Raw genomic sequence first — 12,797 nt, forward strand, 5'->3', positions numbered from 1 at the left:
ATGACATAATAACAAAAAGCAGGAGAGAACTCCTGCTAAAATGTCTCATTGCTGTTTAGACAATGTTGATGAATTTGCGGGTTACTGTTTGTGGAAGGAAGTTCCTCGAAAAAAGGTGAGGGATAATTAAAGCATATAGAAAAGAATGTTGAGATACTTCAGTTTAAAAATGCTTTCATATCTTACCTTTTCCGCCAAATCGCCTTTGTGTAGGCAAGTCTCATCCCGGCCCTTTCCATATTCCGCTGGCTTGTTCTCAGGTAGGTTGCCTGTCCGACTAGTAGGTGGCAGTCTGCTTCCAACGCGTGCTTAATCCGTTCTTGAAGTAATGCCTGGTGTACCCCTTTATTGCGGAATTCCGGTAACGTAGCTGCTGCCGCCATCTCGGCAATTCCGTCCTGGATAAACAGTACCCCAATACCTGCAGGCACTTGTCCGATAGTAGCAAGGTAGAAGCTCCAGCCTGTTTTCCCGTATAAAACAGTATTATTTTGTGCGACTGCCTCTTTTAAAAAAACAGGCATTTGAAAAGTTTTCGTGTAAATGTCTGCAAACGTATGGAAGTCATTTATATCGAGTTTATGTATGGCCACTTCAGGATGATACATGGGAAAAGATTCCTCGCAGGATCCGTAGAGTGTAGCATGAAATCGGTTCTGGCTATATCCCCTTTCCGTTAACAAGTTTAATAGCTCCTCAGATACAGAAGCTGGCGTTAGCTCGAATTGGGCAGGGATTTCTCTCTCCTGAAAAAAGGTAAGAATTTCGTCTATCTTATCTATATCCTCTCCGTGAAGCCCCCTCACAGTGTTAAAAGCAGTGCCAGGGATTTGCTTAGCAGTAAACGCTACCGCCTTCCCAAACTGCTCCATCTCCACCTGCATGGGGTTTCCCTGAATACCCTGAATTGCTTTCAGTCGGGAATCAAGTACTGCTACCTCCATTTTCTCTATCTTCTGAACGAGAGATGGTGTCAAAATTCGATGCAATAGGATCACCCCTTTCTTTTTATATCTGCCTGCTTAATATAGTTTCTTAGAAAGTCAAAATAACTTAAATAGCTTCTCCAAGTCCCCAAACACATGGTTCACACCTTCAACGTAATAAAAACTTGATGCTTCTTCTGGTGAAAACGCCTTTTCCCTGTAGATAATAACTTTTTTACCATAGGCTAATGCCAAACCAAGTTCAACATGGCTACCCTTACCACCTGGTAAATACAGAATAAATAGGTCACAGTCTGCTACTGCTTGTTTTTCTAATGTGCCAATCCTTTCGAGTTGGTCAACAGTGTTTGCGCGTTCATTTAAAGTCCAATCGTATGTATTCACATGTCCTTTAGAGAAAAGATACTGACTGACAGCTTGGACATTTTCTTTGTTTTGAAAGCTTGATGCAATATAATATTTCATCCTGTATCTCCTTCTTCTTTTTATGGTAAGCACCTTTATTATACCACTATGTCAAAATATTCAATTATAAACAAAAATTAATAAAAATTACAGGCACATTAATTGTTTGAAAGCGAAAGTATCCGATATAGTAAAGAGATGTCTTAGGTTTTTACATAAAAAACCCACGATTAACAAAGATAGAAAGAAGGAGAGGATATATATGGCTACATCTGCGAATTCATTTAATCTGCCTAAAGGCCAAAAAATTGCAATGATTATAGCATTGCTAGTTGGCGCATTTATGGGGATTATTAATGAAACGCTTTTAGCGACAGCACTTCCAACGATCCAGCATGCGTTTCAAATATCACAAGCTCAGGTTCAATGGCTGACAACAGCATTTCTTATGGTGAATGGGATTATGATCCCGATTTCAGCTTACTTTATTGAACGATTTACGACCCGCGGGCTGTTCTTAACAGCAATCAGTCTATTCGGAATAGGAACATTGACTGCAGCGCTTGCTCCTGTTTTCCCTGTACTACTGTTAGGAAGGGTTATTCAAGCATCTGGCTCTGGGATAATGCTACCACTCTTAATGACAGTATTGCTGGCGATTATTCCAGTAGAGAAACGTGGAACAACAATGGGATTGATTGGTATTGTCATTGCGTTCGGACCTGCAATCGGACCTACCTTATCCGGCTGGCTACTGGAACACTTCGAGTGGCGGGCACTGTTCCTCACTGTACTACCAATAGTGGTGGTTACCATAATCTTGGCAGCACTTTTCCTCAAAAATGTGACGGATCTTGGCAAACCAAAGTTAGATGTCCTATCGGTTATTCTTTCTTCACTTGGGTTTGGAGGGTTTCTTTACGGATTTAGTATTGGCTCAGAGCACGGCTGGGGAAGCGCTGCTGTCCTGATTGCGATTATCGGCGGAGCAATTTTAATTACGTTGTTCATACTGAGACAATTGAAGCTTCGACAACCGATTCTCGAGTTCCGTATTTTTAAATTTCGTATCTTTAGCCTGGCGATTGTAATAACAATGGCAGTGATGATTTCTCTAATTGGTGCAGAGACACTCCTTCCACTATTTATGCAAAACACACTTGGATTTAGCCCACTTGAATCAGGGCTAATGCTATTACCAGGAGCCATTGTTATTGGAATTATGTCTCCGATCACAGGCATTCTGTTTGATCGATTTGGTGGTAAGTATCTAGCAATCACGGGTCTTACCATTGTTACGGTAACGACCTTCTTCTTCACAAACTTATCGATGGAAACATCATTTGCTTACCTGTCCACGGTATATGCCATTCGGATGTTTGGTTTATCTTTCGCTTTAATGCCAGTTATGACATCGGCATTAAATCAGTTACCACCAAAATGGTATGCACATGGATCGGCAATGGCTAATACATTGCAGCAAATCTCAGCTTCGATCGGTACAGCTATTCTTGTCACCTTGACGACAGTTGGGGCGAAGCAGTTTACACCAGAAGAAAATGAATCAGCAAATGCGATTGGTCAGCTTGCCCAAATCCAAGGGTTTGAATGGGCGTTTATGGGAAGCACCGTACTAGCATTCGTTGGTCTACTACTCGCATTTTTCCTAAGCTCACCAAAGGAAGAAAAAGAAATGACACGTAAGATTAATGAAGAAAGCATGTCAGAGTAAACGAAAAAAGCTCTTCCATAAAGGGAGAGCTTTTTCGTTTATATATAAAGTTAGGAGGTTTGCTGGTCGAGCTTAGCTTGTTTATGGATGGTATGCTTTGTTCCCCATTCATGCATTGCTTCTAGGATCGGCTCTAGACTTCTCCCATATTCCGTCATAGAATATTCTACTTTTGGAGGGACCTGTGGATACACAACCCGCTCAATAATGTCCTCTTCCTCCAGCTCACGTAATTGTTTTGTTAACATTTTCTGTGTTATTCCGGGCATACTGCGTTTAAGCTCACTGAATCGTTGTGTCCCCTTTTGCAGTAAATGAAGAAGAATGATAGGCTTCCATTTTCCGACCAAAATACTAAGTGCATCCTCAACGCGACATAACTCTGGTACCTTATCCATGCTTTTCGCTCCTTTAGTATCCTTTTGTATACTATACCACTTTATAGTGCGTACTTCATAAAAAATTCATTATACCTTACAATAGCATTATAATGGAAAAATAGAAAGAATGCAGATATAGATTATGTAAGATAGAAAGGTTGAGAATGAATGGAAAAATATCGTATAGATCCTAGCAAAGGAATGGAATTCGGGCTTTACACACTCGGCGATCATCTGCCAGACCCACATACAGGAAAACGAATTCCTGCACAGCAACGCATACAGGAAATTATTGAATTAGCAAAACTGGCCGATCAGGCGGGAATTGATTTCTTTAGTGTCGGCGAGAGTCATCAGGACTTCTTCGCTACCCAGGCACATGCCGTTGTTTTGTCAGCGATCGCCCAGGCTACAGAGAATATAAAAATTGCCAGTTCCTCGACTATTATTAGCACATCAGATCCCGTGCGTGTTTATGAGAATTTTGCTACAATTGATCTAATTTCTGGTGGGCGTGCGGAGATTGTTGCCGGGCGAGCATCAAGAATTGGCTTGTTTGATTTACTCGGCTATAATGTTCGCAATTATGAGGAGTTATTTGAAGAGAAATTTGATTTACTAAGACAAATTAATGAAGAAGAGGTTGTAAACTGGGAAGGTGAGTTTCGCTCTCCGTTAAACAATGCCAAAGTACTTCCACGCCCACTCAACGGCTCATTGCCAATCTGGCGTGCTGTCGGTGGTTCACCTGGCAGTGCAATTAAAGCAGGCTATGCAGGTGTGCCAATGTTCTTAGCTCATCTAGGCGGACCAGCAAGCAGCTTTAAACGATCAATTGATGCGTATCGCCAAGCAGCTCAAAGCCGAGGGTTTGATACAGACCAGCTACCTGTTGCAACTGCTGGATTCTTTTACGCGGCTGAAGACATGCAAACGGCGCTTAGGGATATGTATCCACATATTAACGAAGGTATGAAGCGTACAAATGGACAAGGCTTTCCAAAACAAGCCTTTGCACAAGGTGCAGACCCGCATAGTATTATGAATATAGGGAGCCCAGAGCAAATCATCGAAAAGATGCTTTACCAGCATGAAATGTTTGGCCATCAGCGCTATATTGCCCAAATAGATTTTGGTGGTATGCCGTTCGATAAGCTACGTAAAAACATTGAAATCATCGGAACAGAAATTCTTCCGGCAATCAAAAAACATACAGCAAAAAAATAGAGGTGAATTCAGATGAAGATTGTGGGACTATCTGGCTCAAAAGTTGGCTCCAAAACAAGAACCGCTATGAATTATACGATAACGAAATTACAAGAAAAGTATCCAGAAATAGAGACAGAACTACTCGACCTAGCCGATTATGATATCCAATTTAGTGATGGGCGCAACTACCTTGATTATGAGGGAGATACCGGCTATGTGACGAAAACGATCATGGAAGCAGATGCTGTGATTATAGGAACCCCAATATTCCAGGCTTCCATCCCGGCTACTTTAAAAAATATCTTTGATTTACTGCCAATAAACGCTTTTCAAGATAAGGTAGTCAGTATGCTTGTGACGGCTGGATCTGCAAAGCATTTCTTAATTGTAGAGCAGCAATTAAAGCCGATTCTTGGGTACATGAAAGCCCAAATCGTGCAAACCTATGTGTTCATTGAAGAAAGTGACTTTTATCGCAAAGAAATCACCAATGATGATGTCCATTTTCGAATTGAAAGACTCGTCGAAGACACCGTCGTATTAACCGAGACCTATACGAAAATTCGTGAAGCTAAAGAAGCGGAGTATGATTTTTAAGTTATAGAAAGTCGCGCGAGAAGAGCAGAAGTCCCGTGTGACCACTTAAAAGCGAAACCAATTTAAATACACCAAAAAACAGGACAAGGGGCGTATGCCAGCCTTGTCCTGCTTTGGGTGGGAGAAAACCAGAAAAACCTTAAGATCAAAATTCTTAATAGCCTACTTCAACCGCAGCATTCACAATATACATTAAGTCATTTTCATCGCCTTTGTCTTTCAGGGTGATCCCACTGGATGTGGCCATTCCACCATCTGTAACATCTACCGAAACGGAGCCGTACGGGATAGCCTTTTTAACGCTTTCCGTATCCAGCTGCTCTCGTTCAAGCGGTACAGCCAACTTCACCTGTACTTTCATATTTTCTAATTGTTGTTCAGGAAGGCTTTTCTCAATGCCTGGCATGGAGTTAAACCAGATCGCATTTTCTACTGCACGGACAGCTGCCTTCGTTATATTCTGTCCATGAACGTCGATACCAGTTCCTGTTTGAATAAAAAGAACTTGATTCATTATAAAACTCCTCTCTATGAAGGATTTATCGTTCATATTAGGCGGTTCCCGAGGTGGAACGGAATCAAACACGGGATCTTGAAGACAAATCAAATAGAATAGACAGCTCATCTAGCAGCATTTCATAGAAGAAATAACTAGGATAGAGGAAACCCTTCTATGGTTGGATCTTTGCATGACACCTAGGCCCATGTAACCCTTTTCTATTAGAACTCTACTAAGCAAAGATATTTTACTGTATAATTTAAATATTCAAAATTTTAAAGGGGTGTACAAGGGTATGATGTCAAAGATGCGTTTGAAACAAGTGCTATTTTTATTGATCATTGCTGTCCTCGCCGTTTTTCCATTTCTTGATCAAGGTGGACAATCTGTTAAAGCAACCGATGAGATAACCGACATAGAATTTGACGAAGCGAACTTGGAAGAAAAGTTGCGCCACATCCTAGATAATGAACAGTTGGACGGAGCAATAACAGGTGTAAATATCATGCAAGCTGAGACAGGAGAACAACTCTTTTCACAGGATGGAGATATTCGTTTACATCCAGCCTCCAATATGAAAATCCTTACAGCTGCAGCTGCTCTGGAAACATTGGGAAAAGATTATCAGTTTTCGACGGAAGTACTGACAAACGGAAAAAAACGTGGAAAAGTCCTACATGGAGACCTCTATCTGAAAGGGAAGGGAGATCCTACGCTATTAAAAGAAGATCTTGATCAATTTGCTAAAGAACTGAAAACTCAAGGCATTCAAAAGGTAAAAGGAGATCTAATTGGTGATGACACATGGTATGACGATGTGCGGCTTTCCCAGGACTTAAATTGGTCGGACGAGCCTTTTTATACAGGAGCCCAAGTCTCTGCACTAACTCTCTCTCCAAATGAAGATTATGACGCAGGTACAGTTATTGTCCAAGTAAGCCCTGCCGATGAACCCGGTGGAAAGGCGGAGATAAGCCTAAGCCCTGAAACAGATTATGTCACAATAGAAAACAAAACCAAGATGGTCCCTGCAGATGAGAGTAAGGATATCTCCATTGAACGCGAGCATGGTACCAATACGATTGTCGTAGAGGGAACGATGCCGGTGGATGGATCCAATTCTCGCTCGTGGTCATCTGTCTGGGAACCCACAGGTTATGCTCTAGATGTGTTTAAGAAAGCATTGGAAGAAGAGAACATTCAATTTATAGGTAAATCTGAGGAAAAGACTGGTGCCACACCTGAAGATGCTCAGCTGCTTACATCCAAGCAGTCAATGCCACTTCATGAGCTGTTGATTCCATTTATGAAACTAAGCAATAACGGCCATGGTGAGGTGCTTACCAAAGAAATGGGGAAAGTCGTCGCCGGTGAAGGAAGCTGGGATGAAGGTCTGGACGTAATCGAAGACGTGGCAGCCCAGTTTGGAATGGATAAAGATACGATTCAATTACGCGATGGATCTGGCATGTCGCATAAGACGATGATACCAGCAAGTGATCTTGCCCAGTTTTTATATGAAATTCAAGCAACAGATTGGTTCTCAGAATTTCAATATGCGCTCCCTATTGCTGGTGAATCAGATCGGTTTGTCGGTGGAACATTGCGTAACCGAATGACAGAAGAGCCAGCAAAAGGGAATGTCACGGCAAAAACAGGTTCGCTAACCGGCGTGTCCACGCTATCTGGCTATGTAACGTCAGCAGACGGAGAGGAACTCATTTTCTCCATTCTAATTAACAACTATCTCGGGTCAAGCTCCAGTATGCGCGCCATAGAGGATGACATTGCAACTACCCTAGCAGAGCATCAATTTTCCGAATAAGTAAAGGTAACGAAAGCTGCCCTTCCGTATGGAGGGTAGCTTTTTAGTATTTAGGCTTGCAAATAAGAGCGTGCTGCACCAAAGTAGGAAAATGAATCGAAATTAGCCAAGGAGAATCGTCATCAAATGGAAGTGAATCGTCGGCACCGAGAAGTGAATCGAGAGCAGCCAAAAGTGAATCATCAGCCCCCGCAAGTGAATCGAGCGAATACTTAAGCCTACCCACGCAAACTCTCCCAAAAGGCAAACAATTCTGTTAAAATAAAGAAAAAAGAGGTGGAACGATGCGACTTGATGAATCAACGGCTTATATTAAAAGCATGGAATTAAAAAGAGATCATATTCCAAGCTATAATCGCTTTCCCTTTGATCTCCCAGTTATTCGACATTTGGATAAGCTAACTTTCCATCCAAATGTGACCTATATTGTAGGAGAGAATGGGATGGGCAAGTCGACTCTGTTAGAGGGGATTGCTGTTGCATTGGGCTTTAATCCAGAGGGTGGCACACGTAATTTCAATTTTTCCAGCTATGATTCCCATTCTGAGCTCGACAATTATTTGCGAGTGGCAAAGGGCCCGTTACGTCCAAGGGATGGCTTCTTTTTTCGAGCGGAGTCGTTTTACAATGTTGCCACAAATATTGAGGAAATGGACAAGGAGATAGGTGGGGGCAGACGTATAATTGATTCCTTTGGTGGCCAGTCGCTCCATGAGCAATCACACGGTGAGTCCTTCTTTGCGGCTTTTCTGCACCGATTCTCTGGCGAAGGGATTTACATATTGGACGAGCCTGAAGCTGCACTCTCGCCATTAAGACAAATGTCCATGCTTGCACGAATTCATGAGCTTGTTAATGAAGGAGCCCAATTTATTATTTCGACCCATTCCCCCATTCTGATGGCTTATCCTGGTGCAAAACTAATCGAACTGACAGAGGATGGCATGCAAGAAACAGCATTAGAGGAAACGGGCCACTACCGCACTATGAAGCAGTTTTTTGAGAATAAGGATAGGTTGCTGCATCATTTGTTTGAATAACAATAAAGAATACCCTTATTTCTTACAATGTATAGCGATATAATGGAGTTAAACGTGTACCATTTTCTGGCTAAAGTACAAGAATACTATTTCTAAACAAAGAGTGACTCGTTTGGGGGGAGCATATGGGTTGGAAGGTTATGTTAATCGTTCTGCTGTCTTATAGCCTTGGAAGCATAACGGGTGCTTTTTATATAGCGAAATGGATGATCGGAAAAGATATTCGTAAGCTTGGGAGCGGGAATGTTGGCGCAAGAAATGCAGGAAGACAGCTCGGAAAGAAAGGGTTTATGTATACCCTTCTTATTGATGTTGTAAAGGCGATGATCGCCCTTTCTATAACAACTGTCTTATTCCCGGAAGATGACATCATGTTATTGGTTAGCACTTTCTTCTTGTTGATTGGGCACATTTGGCCGGTACAGCTTGGCTTTAAAGGTGGAAAAGGAGTCGTTGTATTTTTGGCCGCCACATTGTATTGCCTGCCACTTGCGATTGCCGTGTTAGGAATATGTGTAGGCATAGGTTATCTCCTTATCCGCAACTTTCAAATCATTGGGTTGGTCTCGATGACTTCCATTCCTATTACAGCTTGGATATTGGAAGAAACTGATTTAGCTATTGGTCTATTACTATTATTAATCGTGGTTATCATCCCACATATTATAAAGAAATAATACCTACATGAATTGAGGGGGTTGCACATGGAACACCATACCTTAATATATAAAATAGCATCAGAACCAGAAGAAATGGAGCAAATCTATCAACTAAATTATGAAACCTTTGTAGAAGAAATTCCGCAACATCAACAGAATCAAAGGCGTCGCTTAATCGACAAATTTGATAGGGAAAATACATATATTATTGCAAAGGATGAAGAGGAAGTAGTTGGGATGATTGCTGTTAGTGCTAATCGTCCATTTTCCTTAGATCATAAGTTAGAAAATCTAGATGATTATCTCCCGAAACACGCAACACCGTGTGAAGTGCGATTGCTTTCTGTGAAAAAAGCATATCGAAAAAGCATGGTGTTTTATCAATTGGTAGATTTGCTTGTTAGTTATTGTTTGGAAAAGAATTATAATATGGCGCTTATCTCAGGTACTGATCGACAAATCAAATTGTATAAAAGAATCGGCTTTGAATCGTTCGGTCCAATGGTAGGAACGGAAGGTGCAATGTACCAACCTATGTACTTAACCAAAGAGAAATTTGCCACCACTTCAAGAGCCTTTACTAAAATGATGCTACAAAAAAAGAAACCCAAGCAAATTAACTTTCTGCCTGGTCCCGTAGCAATAAATAAAGAGGTGGAACGAGCATTCAAGAATACAGCTATTTCTCATCGTTCAAAAGCGTTTATTGATGAGATGAAGACCGTTCAATCAAAGCTTTGCGAACTGGTTAATGCCCAAAATACTCAAATCGTTGTTGGGACAGGTACACTTGCTAATGATTTAGTGGCTGCGCAAATGAAGAAACTACCTGGAAAAGGCCTAATCATTGCCAATGGAGAGTTTGGGTATCGGTTAATCGACCATGCAGAAAGGCTCGGTTTATATTACGTTAAATTGGAAAAACAGTGGAACGAAAAAGTGACAATACAGGAGATAGAGCGCTACCTAAAAACAGATCGTGAAATAAGTTGGATCTGGACAGTACATTGCGAGACATCAACAGGCTATCTTTATGATCTGAATAAAATCTCCCAATTAGCAATAGATTACGATGTGAAATTATGTGTGGATGCATGCAGTTCAGTTGGAGTTGTCCCAGTGGATTTACAAAATGTTTTTTTAGCTAGTACGGTAAGTGGCAAAGGGCTGGGTGCTTATCCAGGATTAGGCATTGTTTTTCACCAAGAGCCAATTGAACCTAGTAATGCTATACCAAGATATTTGGATTTAGGGCAGTACACAAAAACGGATAGCGTTCCATATACGCATTCATCAAACCTCATTTTGGCTTTAAGTGAAGCCGTAAAAAGGGTGAGTTTAGAGGGAAAGCAAACGTTAGCAAATGGTGTAAGGAGCATGCTAACAGAAGCAGGCTTTGACTATTTAGGTATGGAGGATTATTCACCTGGCATTATAACCCTTCCGCTTCCAAGTAGTGTTTCCTCTAGAACCATAGGAGATCGGTTGAAGGATAAAGGGGTCATCGTCAGCTATGAAAGTGATTACTTGTTGAAACGGAATTGGATCCAATTTGCCTTAATGGGAGATCATTCGTTGGCGGAGTTTGCGGAAGCACTTGCTATTTTAAAGCAAATTATAAACAGTAAGGTTGCGTTCGTTTAATGATGTCACAATATAAAAGGGTAGCAACTACGTCAGGAACACAATTTACCTTATTGGTAACTAGCATTCTTTGGTTAAAGACAGTTGTCACATGCTTTGTCGGCTTTAATCTTAGTATGCATTCTTTTTTTGATATTATCTTAACCTTAACCAGTTCGATAGGTTCCCTCTTACTCATTATGGGTTTTAGTTTCTATTTTGGCAAAAAGGTAAATAGATTTATACTGTTTGGCCTCCTCGTAATCGGGACAGGTATCCTCTATGGGGATCTGCTATACTATCGTTTTTATACAGATTTTGTTACGATACCAATTCTTTTTCAGTTTGATAATGTTGGTGGCTTGAGTGCCAGTACAGTTGAATTAATGAGTCCATGGGATATTTTTATGTTTATCGATTTATTTATAGTAGGATGGCTCCTTTTCAAAACCAAATCGAACCTTACTGTGTCAAAACAAAGGAAGAGGCGCTATATTCTAGTTGGCTCAACGCTTGTCGTGATGACAATTTGTTTAGGATTGGTTAAATCTGTCCACCTTTTCTCCGAATCGTATGACAGGGAGCAGATGGTGAAGACATTGGGACCACTGAACTACCATGTATACGATATAGCTTTAGGGGTAAAAGCTCCTCTACAGCGGGTAGTTGCTAATGAGACAGATGCCGTTACATCCCAAAAGTATTTACAGCAAATTGATTCCAAACCAACGGATCTATTCGGCATAGCAGAAGGAAAAAATGTTGTCTTCATCACAATGGAATCGACTCAAGACTTTGTTATAAATCAAAAAGTAAACGGAGAAGAAGTGACCCCATTTCTAAATGATCTAATTAAAGATAGTTTCTATTTTAATCAAATCTATGATCAAACGGCACAGGGAAAAACATCGGATGCTGAATTTATCGTGGATACGGGCCTCTATCCCTTAGCAAGTGGCTCTGCATTTGTAAGAAGACCAGAAAATACGTATTTGAGTCTCCAGCATATATTAAAACAGAACAATGACTATTATGCAGCCACATTTCACGGGAATGATCGGACATTTTGGAATCGGGATCAAATGTATGAAGCACTCGGTTATGATATGTATTTTTCGAAAAAAGATTATAACGTAACAGAGGAAAACTCCATTAATTATGGGATTAAAGATATTCCGTTTTTTAATCAATCCGTTGATCATTTAGAGGAGGTGCCAGAGCCTTATTATGCTAAATTCCTTACGTTAACGAATCACTTCCCTTTCTTGTTAGAGGAAGAGGATACATTGATTGATGAAGCGGATACCGAAGTGGGTGTCGTAAATCGTTATGTTACGACAGTGCGTTATTTAGATAAATCTATTGAAACATTTTTTGAAAAGCTAAAGGAGAAAGGTATGTACGAGGATACCGTCTTCATCCTAGTTGGGGATCATTATGGTATTTCTAAAAAATATGAACAAGGTTTGAGTGAATTATTAGATGAAGAGGCTGATATTGTTAACCATATGAACTATCAACAAGTTCCATTAATTATCCATGTCCCAGGGCAAGAGGGGCAAACAATTGAGACACAAGGTGGACAAATTGATATTCGGCCAACGCTTCTTCACCTTCTAGGCATAGAAACAGATGACCTCTATTCTTTCGGGCGTAATCTCTTCACAAGAGATAATGATCATCCTGTCATTTTCCGAGATGGTAGTTTTATATCAGAGGATTACATTTATAAGGATAATGTTTGTTATGGGAAAGAAAATGGACAGGAAGTAGACAATCAGTATTGTGAACCAGACTCAGAAATAGTGAGACAAGAGTTGGAGCTATCAGATAACATCATTTTTGGTGATTTATTAAGGTTCCTTGTTGAGTAATATTTAT

12 protein-coding genes are annotated in these 12,797 nt (G+C 40.7%); 8 read left to right on the plus strand and 4 right to left on the minus strand.

Going from position 1 to position 12,797, the window contains the following annotated elements; all coding sequences use genetic code 11:
* Window positions 1-182: 182 nt before the first annotated feature.
* Window positions 183-989 (minus strand): GNAT family N-acetyltransferase, encoded by an 807-nt coding sequence (locus tag ACTWPF_RS00755; RefSeq protein ID WP_443147976.1) that lies wholly within the window; start codon window positions 987-989, stop codon window positions 183-185.
* A gap of 54 nt (window positions 990-1,043) precedes the next feature.
* Window positions 1,044-1,412, minus strand: coding sequence for a group-specific protein (locus ACTWPF_RS00760; RefSeq protein ID WP_238021098.1), 369 nt, complete (start codon window positions 1,410-1,412; stop codon window positions 1,044-1,046).
* Between the two features lie 202 nt (window positions 1,413-1,614).
* Between ACTWPF_RS00760 and ACTWPF_RS00765 the strand changes: the two genes are divergently transcribed.
* Window positions 1,615-3,084 (plus strand): MDR family MFS transporter, encoded by a 1,470-nt coding sequence (locus ACTWPF_RS00765; RefSeq protein WP_443147977.1) that lies wholly within the window; start codon window positions 1,615-1,617, stop codon window positions 3,082-3,084.
* 50 nt (window positions 3,085-3,134) lie between these two features.
* Here the strand turns inward: ACTWPF_RS00765 and ACTWPF_RS00770 are convergent, their stop codons facing one another.
* Complete coding sequence (locus tag ACTWPF_RS00770) at window positions 3,135-3,482, minus strand: winged helix-turn-helix transcriptional regulator (RefSeq protein ID WP_036578047.1); 348 nt, start codon at window positions 3,480-3,482, stop codon at window positions 3,135-3,137.
* Window positions 3,483-3,632: 150 nt separating this feature from the next.
* On the opposite strand from ACTWPF_RS00770, the gene ACTWPF_RS00775 reads away from it, so the two are divergent.
* Together ACTWPF_RS00775 and ACTWPF_RS00780 are read left to right on the plus strand one after the other, a co-directional pair.
* Window positions 3,633-4,691, plus strand: a complete 1,059-nt coding sequence (locus ACTWPF_RS00775) for an LLM class flavin-dependent oxidoreductase (protein ID WP_443147978.1) — start codon at window positions 3,633-3,635, stop codon at window positions 4,689-4,691.
* 12 nt (window positions 4,692-4,703) lie between these two features.
* Window positions 4,704-5,270 (plus strand): NADPH-dependent FMN reductase, encoded by a 567-nt coding sequence (locus ACTWPF_RS00780; RefSeq protein ID WP_443147979.1) that lies wholly within the window; start codon window positions 4,704-4,706, stop codon window positions 5,268-5,270.
* Between the two features lie 154 nt (window positions 5,271-5,424).
* On the opposite strand, the gene ACTWPF_RS00785 is transcribed toward ACTWPF_RS00780, so the two are convergent.
* Window positions 5,425-5,784: a Lin0512 family protein gene (locus ACTWPF_RS00785; RefSeq protein WP_106898391.1), complete on the minus strand. Its 360-nt coding sequence runs from the start codon at window positions 5,782-5,784 to the stop codon at window positions 5,425-5,427.
* A 280-nt stretch (window positions 5,785-6,064) separates the two neighbouring features.
* Between ACTWPF_RS00785 and dacB the strand changes: the two genes are divergently transcribed.
* The 5 genes from dacB (at window position 6,065) to ACTWPF_RS00810 (ending at window position 12,790) form a co-directional block, all read left to right on the plus strand.
* A complete protein-coding gene (gene dacB / locus ACTWPF_RS00790) occupies window positions 6,065-7,594 on the plus strand; it encodes a D-alanyl-D-alanine carboxypeptidase/D-alanyl-D-alanine endopeptidase (protein ID WP_443147980.1) in 1,530 nt (509 codons plus the stop codon).
* Between the two features lie 284 nt (window positions 7,595-7,878).
* Complete coding sequence (locus tag ACTWPF_RS00795; protein WP_443147981.1) at window positions 7,879-8,634, plus strand: AAA family ATPase; 756 nt, start codon at window positions 7,879-7,881, stop codon at window positions 8,632-8,634.
* 125 nt (window positions 8,635-8,759) lie between these two features.
* On the plus strand, window positions 8,760-9,311 hold the full coding sequence (locus ACTWPF_RS00800) for a glycerol-3-phosphate acyltransferase (protein ID WP_443147982.1): 552 nt from the start codon (window positions 8,760-8,762) through the stop codon (window positions 9,309-9,311).
* A 27-nt stretch (window positions 9,312-9,338) separates the two neighbouring features.
* Entirely contained in the window at window positions 9,339-10,937 is a 1,599-nt protein-coding gene (locus ACTWPF_RS00805) for an aminotransferase class V-fold PLP-dependent enzyme (RefSeq protein ID WP_443147983.1), read from the plus strand.
* Window positions 10,937-12,790: an LTA synthase family protein gene (locus ACTWPF_RS00810; protein ID WP_443147984.1), complete on the plus strand. Its 1,854-nt coding sequence runs from the start codon at window positions 10,937-10,939 to the stop codon at window positions 12,788-12,790. Before ACTWPF_RS00805 ends, ACTWPF_RS00810 begins: the two co-directional genes overlap by 1 nt.
* Window positions 12,791-12,797: the final 7 nt, after the last annotated feature.

This window comes from Oceanobacillus sp. M65, assembly GCF_052246275.1.
GTDB classification, from domain to species: Bacteria; Bacillota; Bacilli; order Bacillales; family Amphibacillaceae; genus Oceanobacillus_B; species Oceanobacillus_B jordanicus.